We start from the raw sequence: 15,147 nt of genomic DNA, 5'->3' as shown, positions 1-15,147 counted from the left end.
ATTTAAATCTTTAGTCATTTAATCATCTAGTCATTAGCAAGGTACACGAACTATGTATGCATGGTCGGATAGCGATTCAATCAATTTAGTGTGTTTAAAGAAATGGCACGAGACGCCAGATACGGTCAGCTTTGAGCTTGGCAGCGTTCCACAAGACTTACATTTCAACTTTAAGCCGGGGCAATTTATTACTCTGGGTTTGGATATGCCGGCGAAAACGGATTACCGTGCTTATTCTGTAGCGTCTTGTCCTGAAGATAACCGCCTGAAGCTGACGGTAAAGCGTGTGGAAGGTGGTTTGGTTTCGAACTTTATTGTTGATGAACTTGATGAAGGTGATGAGGTTTCTGTATTGAAGCCTGCTGGTGCGTTTAACTGTATTGATTGCATGCCAACGACGACAAAAAAAGTAACGTTAGTGAGTGCGGGTTGCGGTATCACTCCTGTGATGGCGATGGCAAAGTATTGGTTGGCTCAAGGCAGTGATATTGAAATCGATTTTGTTCACATGGCACGTAATCGACGCGAGACCATCTACTTTGAAGAGCTTAACCAACTTGATGAGACACACGCTAACTTTAACCTTAAGTTGCTTCTGAAAGACAGTGAAGGAACAACTGCTCCCCAAGGTCGTCTAGACAAGAACTGGTTGGTAACACTCAGCCCAGATATCTTAGACAGAACCGTTTACTTGTGTGGGCCGGTTAGCTTTATGCAAGACATAGAGAACTACCTGAAAGAACTTGAGTTCAACATGGATAACTTCTACCAAGAAAGTTTTACTCCAGCGACTCAAAGTAATAATTCACTAGCCAATAGCAATACAGCTTCAGAAGAATCACAAGCAGAAGCATCTGCAGATTCAAATGGTGCCGTTAAGGTGTTTGTTCCTGCATTTGGCGCAGAGGTAGAAGCGGAGGCGGGCACACCACTCGCTGATTCATTAGAGAAAGCTGGTGTTCCGATTATTATTGCTTGTCGCAGTGGGATTTGTGGTTCGTGTAAGTGTAAAGTAACCAAAGGTTCGGTGGAATCAAGCAGCCAAGAGACTTTGACGCCAGAACAGATTGAGCAAGGTTATGTACTCGCGTGTTCGAGTGCGATTCAGTCAGATGTTGAGGTTGAGCTGTAACAGACGTGAAGTGAAGCTTTCCAAGAGTGACGAGGATAAAGTTCTTATCATAGCGATAAAAGTTAGCTTGCCAGATGTAAAAAGGCCACTTAGATCAGATAGAGAGAGCAGATCTAAGTGGCAACCTTCCTGTTTATACGGGGGAGTAAAACAAGAAGGGTTGCAAAGCCCATTACAGACCTCGCAGATATAATTATTATGTTGTGGAGCCGTTTGCGCTGAGTTAGTTACAAGATCGAAGTCGTTTAAACTTCAGGGTATGTCTTGTAACGAACACCCATCATCTGTTCCATACAGTGAACAACTTGGCAGCTGTAGCCAAACTCGTTGTCGTACCAAATGTACAGAACAGCGCGGTTGTCTTGCGCGATAGTTGCAACACCGTCAACCACACCTGGGTGGCGAGAACCAACCAAGTCCGTCGATACAATCTCAGTCGAGTCTGTGTAATCAATTTGTGCAGACAGAGAAGAAGACAGCGCCATTTCACGCAGGTACTCGTTCAATTCTTCTTTGTTTGTGCCTTTCTCAAGGTTTAGGTTTGCTACTGCCATTGAAACATTTGGCGTAGGTACGCGAATCGCATTACCTGTTAGCTTACCTTCCATTTCTGGCATCGCTTTTGAGACCGCTTTAGCAGCACCAGTCGATGTCAGAACCATGTTCAATGATGCAGCACGACCACGACGATCGCCTGAGTGGAAGTTATCGATTAGGTTTTGGTCATTGGTAAATGAGTGAACCGTTTCAATGTGACCAGACAGTACGCCGAATTTGTCGTGAACCGCTTTCAATACTGGCGTGATTGCGTTTGTCGTACAGCTTGCAGCAGAGATGATCGTGTCTTCTGGTTGAATGACATTCTCGTTCACACCAAATACTACGTTCTTGATGTCGCCTTTGCCTGGCGCTGTCAGTAGTACTTTCTTTGCACCGTTACATGCAACGTGTTGGCTTAGGCCTTCCGCGTCACGCCATACGCCTGTGTTATCAACCACAAGTGCATTTTCAATACCGTAAGTCGTGTAATCCACTTCTTCTGGTTTGTTTGCGTAGATAACTTGAATGAAGTTGCCGTTTACGATGATTGCTTTACGTTCTTGGTCAACTACGATGCTGCCGTTGAACTGGCCGTGAACAGAGTCACGACGAAGTAGGCTAGCACGCTTTTCTAGGTCGCCGTCTTTGCCACCACGTACAACGATTGCACGTAAACGAAGTGGGTAACCTGGGCCACTTTTCTCGATCAATAGACGAGTTAGCAGTCGGCCAATACGACCAAAACCGTACAATACAACGTCACGAGGTTCTGTCATTGCATCGCCTTGAAGCGATTCTACAAGTGCAGTTTGTAGAAAATCATCCAACCCGTGAGTGTCTTCGCGATCTTGCCAGAATGCATGGGCAAGGCGACCAACATCAATACGACATGGAGACAAGTCCATAGAGAGAAGGTGTTGAATGATTGGTTGAGTCTGTTCTGCTGTAAGAGGAGAACCAGTGTAACGTTTTGCGATACGGTGAGCTTTGATGATGTCGATAGTTGTCGCGTTAACCAGGGTCTTACCGAAGAGGATAACTTCTACGCCTTTTTGACGGTATAACTGACCTAAAGTTGGAGCGATGGATTCAGCAATAGTTTGACTAGTTTGCCAGTCTAGGAGGTGCTTTTCGGGACTCATCTTTACTCGGGACCTTTCACGTTAAGTTTCTGCATTCATGGCGGTTGTAGGGAAGCCAATCAGCATAGGGGATTTGAGGCATCAGGCTGTGGTCTTTATTGCCACTTAAATGTGCTTGATATGCCTTGTGTGCAACTTGTAATTTTTATGTGGCAGGATTGTAAGGTACGACGGGTTATTCTGCTAGGAAAAATAAATGCAGACAAATTATCTGTAAGTTGGCTTTATATTAGCCATAAATCAAGTTTTTAGTGTCGATAAAGACTATTGACTTTAACAATCTGTAGTACTTATTTTTCGCCAAAAAATACTCAAATCAAAATATTATATGTAATAAAAGTCATAGTGATCATTAAAGATGTGATCGTTAGCTCAAGTTACACGCAAACAGTAAACGACAAATAAGGTGATCAATGCGTTTTCTTGTTCGACCTTTGAATGTGCCGAATTCGAGTGCGAAAAGTGCATGACGCAAACGATTGGATCTCACAAATTTCACTTAACTTCGGTGTTTGTTGGTTTATAGAGTCATTACTCCCAACCTTGTGGAGCCGAGAAGCGTGGCCGTTTGCTTATTATGCGAGTGATAATAACTGGATAAAGCTTGCTTCGTTAAATTTCACTTGTTCATACCTCGTTTGTATACAGCTCTCTCATCTATACTCCTCCTGTTTAAACATCTTGTGTCTAGAGCTCGCGTGTTTAAAGCACACTTGTTTAGAGCACACTTGTTTAAAGCATAACTGTTTAAAGCATAACTGTTTTAACTCTATCTGTTTAAGTAACAGCCCCCCTTTAAAGCCTAAACATGGAGGTAAGTTGATCATAATTTACCGTTCTGGGCTCAGAGTATCGTTTGTTCATATCCAATTTGATCAATAAGTCCTGTTAATGTCCTATTCTTAACTTGGGCTAGGTAAAATTACTTTCGGGAAGGGAGTCGTTATAAAAATGATAAACATGTCAATTAGATGGCGTCTTATATTTCTTTCCACGGTTTCTGTATTCATCATGTTTGGTTTTACAGTCAATGAAGTGCTCAAGAACGATAAGAAGATGAATCACCTTGAAACAACTCGTATTAAGGTTGAAGCGCTTCAATCTTTTAATACCGTTTCCAGCGATGCTTATCGATGGTTGGTTCTGTCTAATGATTCCCCTGAGAAAGGTCAGTTGCTTTTAACACTGCAATCAGAACTGGATAGACTGACTCAGTATGGAATGCGACTTCAACGGTTCGACAGCAATTGGAGTATTGACCCTCAGTTAGCTGAATTGAAAAAGTTGTTGATGATCCTAGCTAGTACACCTGAAACGACAGACAGCAGAAAATTGACAGAGCGCGCTTTCGACTTGTTAAAAGACGTGCTGATGGAGCTGTCTGAATATCGTATGGCCTTAGTCGATGAAAATATCGGTCAAGCTGAAGCGATGTTTATCAATCTTACGCATTATGTGTTTTGGACTCAGAGAGAAGCGTGGTTAAGCTTCAGTTTGAATCGCTCCCCAGAGTTTAAAAACCAATACTTGCTTAGCTATGTCGCTGCTCTAGAGAGGCAGCAACAGCTATTAGATACATTTTTCCGTTCGGATACGCGTTCTCCAAACATTAGACAGTTGCTAAACGCTGTCGCCAAAGATGAATTCCAAGACAAATTTACATCTCGAATCCTCAAAGGGGACTTTTCATCACCCGAAATATATCAACACTTGAAAAGCTTAGAGGTTAAAAAACGGGCTATTTCAAACGCGATTGGCGCTTACACCAATCAAATACAGTTTGAACTGACCAAGAATATCGCGTTGCAGAAAAGGCAAATCTTGGTCATGACGTTGCTTATACTCATCGCTTCTGGTGTTTTGATGTGGCTTGGGGTTGCGACATCTCTGCGCTTAAACAGAAACCTGTCGATTATCTTGAAAGGTGTGTCGGAATGCGCTGATAGCTACGGCCAGCCAAAGGTGATTCGTATCCAAGGGAACGATGAGCTTGCCGAGTTCACTGAAACCCTAAATCGAGTGATGGAACGCAACTATCTGCACAACAAAGAGTTGATAACAGCAAAAGAAGACGCGATTTCGGCTAACAAAGCCAAAAGCGCATTCTTAGCAAATATGTCACATGAAATACGCACGCCACTTAACGGGATCATTGGCATGGCTGAGATCTTATCTCAAAGCCAACTGAGCCCAAATCAACAAGAAGTACTGGGGGATATCGAATCGTCTTCTCACTCTTTACTGGTGCTGCTGAATGACATACTCGACCTGTCTAAAATCGAGTCGGGTAACTTGATGTTGTCACCACACAATGCTGATTTGCGAGAAGCGGTTTATGACTCTGTGAGTGTGATTCAGTCGAAAGCGATAAGTAAGGATATTGAGCTCGACATCAATATCGATTATCAAACGCCGTCACAACTGTTTTTCGATGAGTACCGCGTGAGACAGGTGCTGACCAATCTGCTTTCTAATGCCATCAAATTTACGTCTAAGGGCACAATTACAACTGACATTTCTTATACACCTATGTCTATGGGCAGGGGCAAGCTTGAATGCAGCGTGTCTGATACCGGGATTGGGATTGAGCCCGAGAAGTTAGAGTCCATATTTGAACCTTTCACTCAAGAAGATGGCAGCATTACCCGTCAATTTGGCGGTACGGGGTTAGGGCTTGCGATTTGTCGACAGCTTGTTGATTTGATGGGTGGTTACATTACCGCGCGTTCAGTGAAAGGAGAGGGCTCTACATTCACTTTTTGTTTGTATGTCGATGTTGTAGAAGCGCCTGTTCAAACTTTCGATAACCTAAGCCGTGCGACAATTATTTCTAATTCTTTCAATTACCTCGATCAATTGGTCAAAGAGTGCGAGCGCTTAAATGTTCGACCTAATGTTGTATCATCCATTTCGGATCTTGGTGAGAGCCTGAAAGAAAGTGACTTGGTGCTTTATTGTCACACGCTGCATCACTCTATGAGGAAAGATCTTGAGGCGTTAAAGGCGTTGTATCCGCTGACTCGCGTTATTGTGTGCCAGCATCACCTATTTAAAACCAATCTAATCACAGAAACGGTTCACTCGACTCACACATTACCATTTTTGGGTAGACGCTTCTTAAACAGCCTACGATCGCTTGATGCCGGTGAAGTACAATCACCGACGGTGGAAGTAAAAGATGAAGAAGTTCGTTCTCTGAATCGACGTATTCTGATTGTTGAAGACAACCTGATGAATCAGAAGATAGCGAGCTTCTTCCTTGAGCAAGCGGGCTATGAATATTTGATTGCAAGCAATGGCCAAGAAGCGGTGGATGTCATCACCCAGGGCGCTCAGTTTGATGCCATTCTAATGGACTGCATGATGCCAGTTATGGATGGTATAACGGCGACTCGTGTGATTCGAGAGTGGGAGACAGATCAACAAGCCCCACCACTACCCATTATTGCTTTAACCGCTAGTGTCTTAGAAGAGGACATCAAAAATTGCTTTGAAGCAGGCATGAACGCCTACTTGCCAAAACCTTATAAATCCCACCAACTGTATGATCTTTTCAGTAGCCTTGATATTGTCTAATGGTCCCAGTATCAAGGCTAGCGCTGTGTGATTTAGCGTACTTCTCGCCCAAGGCTGTATTGTGCAACACAGCGGCCTACGTAGCTGATTTTTAGTAACCCGGCCACTAATATGGTGCTGATGTGTGCGAAAATTTGAATGGGTAGTGAGAAGTAATCGGCCATCGGATAAGCAACAATAATACTGAGAAGCATAAGCAAGGTTGTGATAGCTAGACTGAAGTTTGAAACAGAAAGCAGAGTTTGAAAGCGTTGAGTCATCGTCTTCATATTGAATTCCTAATTGCTATTAATAATTATGATACTTGTTATTAATATCAATTAGCGTTCCAGTTTTAATTTACATTTAAAATCATAATCTTATGTAATTTTGCTTGTTTTTAGAGTCTAAGTGACACGTGCGAATTGCAGGTCTTTATGACTTGATCGTGTTTCTTTACCATTGTCTAAACCCACAAGTATCGATGTGGAATCGAACACCTGAATATAAACCAAGCCCGACATTATTTTTTTGCCCGAATTCCGAATGAATCTTTTTAAGTTTCACGTGTAGATCTTCGCGAGTAATGTCATTTGCAGGCACTAGGTCTAAGGCACAAAACTCTAAGTGCTTACTTCGCAGTGCACCACCAGCTTGTTGATTGTAGATATCGGTTCGCTCTCCAGATACTGGTATAACAACACCGATTTCAGGCTCAATATATTGTTGTATGTACTTCAGGGTATTGATCATGTTTGGCACATGTTTCTTATTTGGGAGGGTAAACAAGGTTGTATTACTCATTGCCCAATCCGTCCCTTGCAATAGAACGAGATGCAGAGGCATGCTCTGAGTAACGCCATTGTCCTTGAGTTGTTGTCCGATTGCTCTCACTTGGTCTTGAGCGTGATTGAGGAGCATCCAACCTCGAAATGCTGATCGGGTCGGAACCTTGTAGCCATGAACATCGACCACGAGATCGTCATAAGTGATTTCGGTTTCTTCGGTATAAAGTTTCTCAAATTTTTCAGGGTAAGGTTGTGTCGTTGATAACGCCAAGGTAATCAGAATACTTCCGTACATAAAGTCTCTCCATCGCTAGTGTACACTCGTTATTTAGTTTGATACTGCTGTTGAGTTTCATTCATTTTGCTTAGGTACGCTTAAGCCTAGACGGTTAGGTTTAGATGCTTAAGTATAGACGCTGGAGTTTAGGTAAAAAAAACCCACTACTAAGAGTGGGTTACTAACATTGTTACAAGTAAATTAGCGAGGTTAGATTACTTCTTACCTTGGATTTGCTTGTCTTCTTCTGTCAGTTCACGAATGCGACGGCTGATGTCACGGCGAGCTTTAGAAATCTCAGCGCTCTTGATGATGTGGTCATCAACACGGTCTTCGTAGTCAGCTTTCATATTTTTGATAATGCCTAGGATCTCGTCGTGGGTCATCTCTGGCTTGATGTAATCAAGTAGGTTATCAAGAAGGTCGACACGCTTACGGTTGTCACGAACTTTCTTTTCGTTGTCTAAAAGTTCACGCTTAAGTTTGTTCTTACGTCGTGCTTGGTTAACAATTTCAAATACGCTGCTCATAGATTCCTTTTCCTATTCGTCAAATACGTTGTCTGCTTCTGATTAAAGCACATCAATTGATGATGTAACAGTCTTTAGATCAAAGCAAAAGTAAGGTTGTTTAATTATTCGTCACTCTCGCTGATGTGTGATTGTTTTTATCTTACCGTTCAAGTTAGTATCCCATGTAGATACTGCATTGATACGAAATGTGAAATGAATCAACAACAATTGGAAAACGAAGAATTGGACGAGAATGTCACTGAATCTTCAGCAGAACAAAACAAGCTTCGTGATGCGTATGTACAAGAGCGTACTTATTTGGAAGTCGTGGAAATAGAGCTAAACCGTTCTAAGATCATAATGATTGATGAACAGGGCAGAAAGAAACGAGTACCAATTTTGTCTGAACACTAGTTACTGCATTGTTAGGTGTTGAGATGGAATTATCAAAATAATAAAAAGGAAAAACGATGAACACAGTACTTTCCCCAATTGAAGCGAGAATTATCGGTTGTTTGATCGAGAAAGAAGTCACTACTCCCGATCATTACCCACTGACACTGAACAGTTTAACCACGGCATGCAATCAAAAGAGTAACCGTGAACCTGTTCTCTCTCTTTCTGAGTCAGATGTTTTAGATGCAGTTGATGGTTTAATCGGACGTCGCATGGTGAGTGATGAGAGCAGCTTCAATAGCCGTGTTAATAAGTATCAGCATCGTTTCTGCAACACTGAGTTCGGCGATCTGCAATTTACAGAGCAAGAGCGTGCAATCATCTGCTGTATGTTACTGCGCGGTGCGCAAACACCCGGTGAACTTCGTACTCGAACGGGTCGCCTTGCAAACTTTAGTGATGTGAAAGAAGTAGAAGCAACATTAGACAAACTCGCTGCAAGAGAAGCAGGTGCCTTGGTTGTGAAGCTGCCACGCGAAGCGGGTAAACGTGAATCACGCTACCAGCATTTGTTGAGCGGTGAAGTGGACGTTGAAGCGTTTGCGATGGCATCAGTAAGCGCGGCTGCCCCCTCTGCAACGAGTGAAAAGTTTGAAGAGCTTGAGTCTGAAGTTGCAAGCCTACGAGCAGAAGTGGCAGAGCTTAAGGCTCTGGTTGAATCACTGCTTTAAATGTCAGATGCTGATAAAAATGCGGATTGGGTCGTGTACTTGATCCGCAATCGTCACAATGCCCTTTATTGTGGCGTGACGAACAATCTAGAACGTCGATTTGAACAACATCAAACCGGTAAAGGCGCCAAAGCTTTAAAAGGTAAAGGCCCACTTAAGCTGGTTTGGAGCTTTGGTGTTGGCTCAAAAAGTGAGGCGTTGAAAACCGAATACGCGATCAAGCAGTTGCCCAAATCCCGCAAAGAAAAACTGGTATCACTCAAACTGATTATTGAGTGGCAAAAAGACAAAATTCAATATATCGAAGTCTCATAATTCATAGCTAAAATGTTTGTTATTGATTAAATCTTAATAGTGTAAGGAGCTATATCGGCTCTAGCTAAGCTTATGAATTTAAATGGTAATTACTCTTACCGTGAATGGGCTGAAATCATAATTTAACTCGATGTTCTTAATCTCCATTCCAAATTAACATATTGCTCATTTAGAATGTCGTTCTAATTAGTGTTAGACGCTATCATTTATCATCGTTGTCCTACATAATATCCATTAGCCATACAAAGAGATGGTGTCATGCTAGGTTAAAAAATGAGCCAAAGTAGCTCATATAAAACGAGAAAAATATGAAACGTTTACTGATGTTGTTTGGACTTGCCGTATTTTCTGCGTCCGCTCTTTCCCATGGTACTCATGTCCTCAATAGGTACTGGGAATACCAAGATTATCTTTCCACTTTTCCAGAACAAAGAGCATTGACCGATAAAATGGTCGAGGCTGTACAAAATCACCCTGTGCCACTGAGAAGAATCCAAGACGAACCAATTACGATTTCCGTGGTGTATCCGGGTCAACAGATCTCGGATTACTGGGTTCGCAATATTCAAGCTTTTGAGAAGCGTCTCGATAGGCTGAAGATCCGCTATCAAATAAATCAAGTGTTTACCCGTATTAATGCCGATCTCGCGCAGCAGAGTATTTCGTTGCAAGAAGCGATTGAAAACAAGACGGATTATTTGATTTTCACGCTAGATACCACGCGCCACCGCAAGTTTATCGAGTACGTGTTGACCTCTACAGACACCAAACTGATTCTTCAAAATATCACGACGCCAGTGCGAGCTTGGGCAGATAGACAGCCATTTATGTATGTGGGTTTTGACCATGCGACAGGCAGCTTAAAACTGGCGGACTATTTTAAACAAGTAAGTCCGCCAGACAGTAAGTATTCTGTTTTGTATTACTCACAAGGCTATATCAGTGATGCGCGTGGAGATACTTTTATCCATGAAGTGAATACGGTTACCAACTTTACCCTTAAGTCTTCGTTTTACACAAAATCAAACAAAGACAGTGGCTACCAAGCGGCTAAAATCAGCATAGAGAACGATAAGGATCTAGACTTTATCTATGCATGTTCAACGGATGTCGCTCTCGGTGCAATGGAAGCGATTCGTGAATCGGGCCAAGACATCTTAGTGAATGGTTGGGGAGGCGGCTCTGCTGAACTTGAAGCCATTGCAAGGGGCGACCTAGATGTTACTGTCATGCGTATGAACGACGATACAGGTATTGCAATGGCAGAGGCGATCAAGTGGGATCTAGCTGGTTTGGAAGTGCCTACCGTTTACTCTGGTGAATTTGAAATTGTCACCAAGGAAGATTCCCCAGAACGTATTTCAGAACTTAAACAGCGAGCATTTAGGTACTCAGGTCACTAATGAAGAAAAGTTACGCCAGTACACCTAGAAACACTTTAGCTAGACTCATTACGCGTATCGTTATTTTGGTGATAGGCGTGATGGCACTTGGCGTGCTTATTCATAATTATGAAACCAGCAGTAATATCGTACAGCAAGAGACGAATCGAACGGTACAGCAAACCTCAAGCCTGATCCAAAACATGTTTGATTATCGTTTGTCGGTGCTGCAAATCCATCAAGACAGTAGCTCACACAGTGAAACTCTCAGAGAGTACATTGATACGGGTAATGACGAGACTCTGAGCTACTTTTTCTTTGGTGTTGACCAACGTGAACCGGATCATGCACCAGATTTACGCTTTGTCTCAACCCACGATGGTTTGGCTTGGGAAGACGGCAACAGTCAATTTTATGGTTTGGATGAGTCCAACTTAAAGCATATTTCTGATGAGGTTTCGTTCAGCAGTAATTGGCATTTTATTAAACTGAGGACAGATATAGGTAAGCGTCACTTGTTGGCTCGCCGTACCCCTATTGTTGATAACGCTACTGGGGAAGTCCTTGGTCAACTCTATATCGCCATTGTGCTTGACAACAACTTCTCTTTGGCTGAGTCAATCCAACAGGGCAGTAATAGCGAAAATATCGTGATTGAAGCGCACGGTACACCGGTGACATCGACATTCAGTGGTGATGAAAGCTACACCATTACTGACATCCTCAATTACCAAATGTACGAACAGTTGCCGCGTCATTTCGTTACCATCGCAACCATTAAGATTAATGCTGTTGAAACTCCTTTAATCATTCGAGCTGTTCAAAAAAATAATAATTTCGTTGCGTTAGAAGAGAATTATCAGCGTGCGATCATCGTGGTGATTGTGGTGATCATATTGATGTCTTTTTTTGCTCGAACTTGGATTCAAAAGAGAGTCTCAGCCGAGCTTGATAAGCTAATGGACTTTACTCGTTCGGCAAGTGCTAGCGAAGAGTACAACAAGTTCGATGGCTCTAACATTTTCGAATTTCATCATATTGGTTGTACTCTTGAAGACACCTTTGAGCGCTTATCTGAACAGAATCAAAAATTCCAAGATCTCTTTAACTTTGCTCATTCGCCTATCTTAGTTTGGTCTGAAAAAGGCGATTTGATTCAGATGAACCCCGCCGCTCGCATGGCGTTGTTCGATGCTGATGACAATTATGGTCCAATTGCCCAAGAGTTTGAGCAGCGAATGCTGCCTAATATTCAAATGGTGGTTCAGGGTTCTAAACTGACGGGTATTAACGTACCCATTGGTGAAAAGGTGTTTCGTTGGAACATGTCTGCTATTCGCGTGGAACACGGCATCACAGGAGTGGTGGTACAAGGGCAAGATATTACTAAGCTTATCGAGGCGGAAAGACAGGCTGATCGAGCAAGAGAAGAAGCTGAGCATCTTGCGAATGTGCGAGCAGACTTCTTAGCTAAGATGAGTCATGAGATTCGCACGCCGCTCAACGGTATTCTCGGTGTGTCTCAGCTGCTCAAGCGCTCTATGCACAATGAAGATAATCGCGAGCAGGTGGATGTACTGTGTAATAGTGCGGAACATTTACTGGCGGTACTTAACGATATCTTGGACTTCTCAAAGATTGAGCAAGGGCAGTTTAATATTCAAAAGAAAGACTTCCGTTTAGGGGAGTTAGTTAATACCTTAGACAGCATCTATCGACCGCTGTGTGAAGATAAATCCGTCGAATTTACCATTGTGAATCACTTGGTTGATGACATTGAAATCAATACCGACCAAGTACGCCTCAATCAGATCATGTTTAATCTGTTGAGTAATGCTTTTAAATTCACTCATCAAGGCGGTATCTCCGTCAGCTTTGAGCTCGAGAGTATCTTTAACTCCGATCACGCCAGCTTGATCGTTCGAGTGAAAGATTCTGGCATTGGTATTGATGAAAGCAAAATAGATGCTGTTTTTGAACCCTTTGTTCAAGCCGAAGAGACCACCACTCGTGAATATGGTGGCACTGGTTTAGGACTTACAATTGTAAAAAATCTGGTCGATATGCTGGAAGGGGACATTCAAGTCCGCAGCGTGATAGGTCAAGGCTCAGAGTTCACGATAGAAATTCCTGTAGTCGTACACGCCAAGCCGCTATTAGTCGATGCTAAGCAACAAGCTGAGGTTGAGCCAGAGGCGTTGTTTAGTCGACCTTTGAATGTGTTGCTGGTGGAAGACAATCACACCAACGCCTTTATTGCTCAGGCTTTCTGTAAGAAATATGGCATGGTCGTCACCTGGGCAAAAGATGGCTTAGAAGCGATTGAGATGGCTAAGACGATTACCTATGACTTGATCTTGATGGATAACCAACTCCCTAATCTCGGTGGTGTTGAAACCACTCAGCAGCTAAGAGGTGAGATTGGTGTGTCAGCCCCTATTTATGCGTGTACCGCTGATGCTCAAGAGTCAACTAGAGACAGCTTTATGGCCGCAGGGGCGAATTACGTGATTGTAAAGCCGATTAAAGAAGAGTCGCTCCACCAAGCGTTTGTTCATTTCAAAAACTCATACTGGAATGACACAGAGCACTAGGCTTTAACTTAGTGCTCTTTAATGGAGTCTGTTGAAGAGAAGTAACTAATTTTCTGCCTTTATATCGAGCCAGTGACAAAGGCTTGTTCCAATAGCAGCGTTTTCAACTCATCACTCATATCTAGGTGTTCAGGGAATTGGATACCTAGCAACCGGCCTTGTCTTTGCCTTTTCTTACTTACCACCTTGTAGACAAGATCGTCATCTAAGTACTCATTTAAGTCAGAATTGACTTTTATCTTCCAGCCGACATCAATATCTGATTGCTGGGTAAGATAGATACCGCACCCTGACGCTGAAAAGTCGACTAGTGTGGCATCCAGCGACAAGGTATCAAAAGTGACTTCACAGCTGAGACGTACTTTATACCTTTCGTGTTCACGAATAGGCTTGGTTGCAAAGTTTGAGGGTGGGCGAAGGAAGATTAGATGTGCTGGAGAGGTGATATGAGCCAGTACATTGGTTTTGAACGCGACAATGTGCCCAAGTTCGGTGTCGGTAATCGCACGAACAATAATATCAACGTTTGTGAGCTTTCTCAGCGTCAGTGCTTCTGTCGCTTTTTGCGTAAGCTCTAGGATGAGGTACTGATCTTCTTTGTGTCCGATATAAAGTGTACTGATCTGGATTGAGTCGTCTGGGCCAAATTCCAATACACCTGCTGTTTTTGTACCTGGCTTTAGGTATCTGAACAGTTCTAAGTTTTTATCTTTATGCATATTCGTTACTGAACAATGTTAATCGTTTGATAAAATAATATAACGCCCTGATAAAACTATGTCATTAGTTTCATTGAAGTAATTAGCAGCGTACAACAAAAAAGTGAATCGCTATCTCAAGTAAACAACGGCTTACTCTTGTCGTAAAACAAGATACACTGCTGACAGATATATACTTGATGGAGAAATAGTAAATGGAACTGGAAACCTTATTGAATACTCTGGCTGAAACCCCAGAGGCCGTGCAATTTGAAGATACAATGCAAGTGATCGAAGCTCACTATGATTTTTCTGAGCGCGAATTTCGCAATGGTGAGGTAGTGAACGCTGCAGGGCAGAATAATGGTTCGTGTAAGATTTTTGCTTTTGGTTTAGAGCAAGGCCTATCAGCAGAGCAAACACTTGCTTGTTTTGGTCAATTTTATCGTAACGACGTGCTAGGTTTTCCTGAGAACAGCGACCATCAAAATATTCGTAACTTTATGGTTCATGGCTGGAATGGTATCCAGTTTTCTCAGCCTGCGCTGGTTGCAAAAGTGAAGTAGACACTAACCAGGTAACGATTAGGTCGAAATTTAATCTCAGTATTTTGAAGCGAGAAAACAACCTCTCGCTTTTTTTGTCTATGTTGAACTGGCTAGTAACTTGCTATCCAGTAACTTACTAAATGGGCTCTAAACTACTGAACGGGCAGGGCAGACAAGCACTTACGACACATACAAACTCCAGCCTTTGGAATATCGCTAGTATCTCGTTTTTCTAACTCAAAACACCAACACGTCTCTTTGCCCGCACTGATATCGCATTGAGCTGGCTCATTACACTGTGGACATTGGTGAGTCGAACTCGCGCCACTAAGATTATCCATAACCGACGTTTGCTCTTCTTCAGATAAGCCTTTCCAACCTATAATTTCATCCATTGTTCGAAAGCAGCCACTACAAATTCCGCCATTATTTTTACAAGCCGCTCGGCAAGGTGTTTTCATTTCTCTAACCTGTGATTCATTTGGGCTGAAATGTAGCATATTTGTTTCTTCTTGAAGAGCCGTTAAGCTAAGAAAT

The 15,147-nt window shown here is 42.6% G+C and carries 14 protein-coding genes; 8 read left to right on the top strand and 6 right to left on the bottom strand.

The window, feature by feature from the left end; all coding sequences use genetic code 11:
• The first annotated feature begins 52 nt into the window (after positions 1-52).
• Positions 53-1,132 (top strand): hybrid-cluster NAD(P)-dependent oxidoreductase, encoded by a 1,080-nt coding sequence (locus AB4249_RS12100; RefSeq protein ID WP_054543007.1) that lies wholly within the window; start codon positions 53-55, stop codon positions 1,130-1,132.
• Positions 1,133-1,377: 245 nt separating this feature from the next.
• On the opposite strand, the gene AB4249_RS12095 is transcribed toward AB4249_RS12100, so the two are convergent.
• A complete protein-coding gene (locus tag AB4249_RS12095) occupies positions 1,378-2,814 on the bottom strand; it encodes a glyceraldehyde-3-phosphate dehydrogenase (RefSeq protein ID WP_004730041.1) in 1,437 nt (478 codons plus the stop codon).
• A gap of 1,011 nt (positions 2,815-3,825) precedes the next feature.
• Between AB4249_RS12095 and AB4249_RS12090 the strand changes: the two genes are divergently transcribed.
• Positions 3,826-6,390 (top strand): ATP-binding protein, encoded by a 2,565-nt coding sequence (locus AB4249_RS12090; RefSeq protein ID WP_372103393.1) that lies wholly within the window; start codon positions 3,826-3,828, stop codon positions 6,388-6,390.
• Between the two features lie 32 nt (positions 6,391-6,422).
• Here the strand turns inward: AB4249_RS12090 and AB4249_RS12085 are convergent, their stop codons facing one another.
• The 3 genes from AB4249_RS12085 to AB4249_RS12075 all read right to left on the bottom strand — a co-directional run bounded on the left by AB4249_RS12085 (position 6,423) and on the right by AB4249_RS12075 (position 7,964).
• A complete protein-coding gene (locus AB4249_RS12085; protein ID WP_372103323.1) occupies positions 6,423-6,659 on the bottom strand; it encodes a hypothetical protein in 237 nt (78 codons plus the stop codon).
• A gap of 166 nt (positions 6,660-6,825) precedes the next feature.
• The gene (locus AB4249_RS12080; protein ID WP_017066096.1) at positions 6,826-7,452 is read right to left on the bottom strand and encodes a D-Ala-D-Ala carboxypeptidase family metallohydrolase; all 627 of its coding nucleotides are present in this window, start codon (positions 7,450-7,452) and stop codon (positions 6,826-6,828) included.
• Positions 7,453-7,649: 197 nt separating this feature from the next.
• Positions 7,650-7,964, bottom strand: a complete 315-nt coding sequence (locus tag AB4249_RS12075; RefSeq protein WP_004742367.1) for a DUF496 family protein — start codon at positions 7,962-7,964, stop codon at positions 7,650-7,652.
• Between the two features lie 195 nt (positions 7,965-8,159).
• Here AB4249_RS12075 and AB4249_RS12070 point away from each other — a divergent pair, with 195 nt between their 5' ends.
• The 5 genes from AB4249_RS12070 (at position 8,160) to luxQ (ending at position 13,364) form a co-directional block, all read left to right on the top strand.
• Positions 8,160-8,360 (top strand): hypothetical protein, encoded by a 201-nt coding sequence (locus AB4249_RS12070; RefSeq protein WP_017061770.1) that lies wholly within the window; start codon positions 8,160-8,162, stop codon positions 8,358-8,360.
• A gap of 56 nt (positions 8,361-8,416) precedes the next feature.
• A complete protein-coding gene (locus AB4249_RS12065) occupies positions 8,417-9,073 on the top strand; it encodes a YceH family protein (protein WP_017061769.1) in 657 nt (218 codons plus the stop codon).
• Complete coding sequence (locus AB4249_RS12060; protein ID WP_017061768.1) at positions 9,074-9,388, top strand: GIY-YIG nuclease family protein; 315 nt, start codon at positions 9,074-9,076, stop codon at positions 9,386-9,388.
• A gap of 308 nt (positions 9,389-9,696) precedes the next feature.
• Positions 9,697-10,791 carry an autoinducer 2-binding periplasmic protein LuxP gene (locus tag AB4249_RS12055; RefSeq protein WP_229648191.1) on the top strand — a complete coding sequence of 365 codons (1,095 nt, stop codon included), beginning with the start codon at positions 9,697-9,699 and terminating at the stop codon, positions 10,789-10,791.
• Positions 10,791-13,364 carry a quorum-sensing autoinducer 2 sensor kinase/phosphatase LuxQ gene (luxQ, locus tag AB4249_RS12050; RefSeq protein WP_372103321.1) on the top strand — a complete coding sequence of 858 codons (2,574 nt, stop codon included), beginning with the start codon at positions 10,791-10,793 and terminating at the stop codon, positions 13,362-13,364. Before AB4249_RS12055 ends, luxQ begins: the two co-directional genes overlap by 1 nt.
• A gap of 59 nt (positions 13,365-13,423) precedes the next feature.
• On the opposite strand, the gene AB4249_RS12045 is transcribed toward luxQ, so the two are convergent.
• Positions 13,424-14,083 (bottom strand): PilZ domain-containing protein, encoded by a 660-nt coding sequence (locus AB4249_RS12045; protein WP_372103319.1) that lies wholly within the window; start codon positions 14,081-14,083, stop codon positions 13,424-13,426.
• Between the two features lie 194 nt (positions 14,084-14,277).
• Here AB4249_RS12045 and AB4249_RS12040 point away from each other — a divergent pair, with 194 nt between their 5' ends.
• Positions 14,278-14,628: a HopJ type III effector protein gene (locus tag AB4249_RS12040; protein WP_017061764.1), complete on the top strand. Its 351-nt coding sequence runs from the start codon at positions 14,278-14,280 to the stop codon at positions 14,626-14,628.
• 134 nt (positions 14,629-14,762) lie between these two features.
• Here the strand turns inward: AB4249_RS12040 and AB4249_RS12035 are convergent, their stop codons facing one another.
• Positions 14,763-15,071, bottom strand: a complete 309-nt coding sequence (locus tag AB4249_RS12035; protein WP_229648188.1) for a DUF1289 domain-containing protein — start codon at positions 15,069-15,071, stop codon at positions 14,763-14,765.
• Positions 15,072-15,147: the final 76 nt, after the last annotated feature.

Source organism: Vibrio sp. 10N.261.55.F4 (assembly GCF_041470465.1).
Classification (GTDB): domain Bacteria; phylum Pseudomonadota; class Gammaproteobacteria; order Enterobacterales; family Vibrionaceae; genus Vibrio; species Vibrio crassostreae_C.
This window is presented reverse-complemented; position numbering and strand designations above follow the sequence as displayed.

What these genes read in the sequence shown, in the direction of transcription:
- AB4249_RS12100 (WP_054543007.1), top strand. Translation starts at nt 53, where the DNA reads ATGTATGCATGGTCGGATAGCGATTCAATCAATTTAGTGTGTTTAAAG.
- AB4249_RS12095 (WP_004730041.1), bottom strand. Translation starts at nt 2,814, where the DNA reads ATGAGTCCCGAAAAGCACCTCCTAGACTGGCAAACTAGTCAAACTATT.
- AB4249_RS12090 (WP_372103393.1), top strand. Translation starts at nt 3,826, where the DNA reads ATGTTTGGTTTTACAGTCAATGAAGTGCTCAAGAACGATAAGAAGATG.
- AB4249_RS12085 (WP_372103323.1), bottom strand. Translation starts at nt 6,659, where the DNA reads ATGAAGACGATGACTCAACGCTTTCAAACTCTGCTTTCTGTTTCAAAC.
- AB4249_RS12080 (WP_017066096.1), bottom strand. Translation starts at nt 7,452, where the DNA reads ATGTACGGAAGTATTCTGATTACCTTGGCGTTATCAACGACACAACCT.
- AB4249_RS12075 (WP_004742367.1), bottom strand. Translation starts at nt 7,964, where the DNA reads ATGAGCAGCGTATTTGAAATTGTTAACCAAGCACGACGTAAGAACAAA.
- AB4249_RS12070 (WP_017061770.1), top strand. Translation starts at nt 8,160, where the DNA reads ATGAATCAACAACAATTGGAAAACGAAGAATTGGACGAGAATGTCACT.
- AB4249_RS12065 (WP_017061769.1), top strand. Translation starts at nt 8,417, where the DNA reads ATGAACACAGTACTTTCCCCAATTGAAGCGAGAATTATCGGTTGTTTG.
- AB4249_RS12060 (WP_017061768.1), top strand. Translation starts at nt 9,074, where the DNA reads ATGTCAGATGCTGATAAAAATGCGGATTGGGTCGTGTACTTGATCCGC.
- AB4249_RS12055 (WP_229648191.1), top strand. Translation starts at nt 9,697, where the DNA reads ATGAAACGTTTACTGATGTTGTTTGGACTTGCCGTATTTTCTGCGTCC.
- luxQ (WP_372103321.1), top strand. Translation starts at nt 10,791, where the DNA reads ATGAAGAAAAGTTACGCCAGTACACCTAGAAACACTTTAGCTAGACTC.
- AB4249_RS12045 (WP_372103319.1), bottom strand. Translation starts at nt 14,083, where the DNA reads ATGCATAAAGATAAAAACTTAGAACTGTTCAGATACCTAAAGCCAGGT.
- AB4249_RS12040 (WP_017061764.1), top strand. Translation starts at nt 14,278, where the DNA reads ATGGAACTGGAAACCTTATTGAATACTCTGGCTGAAACCCCAGAGGCC.
- AB4249_RS12035 (WP_229648188.1), bottom strand. Translation starts at nt 15,071, where the DNA reads ATGAAAACACCTTGCCGAGCGGCTTGTAAAAATAATGGCGGAATTTGT.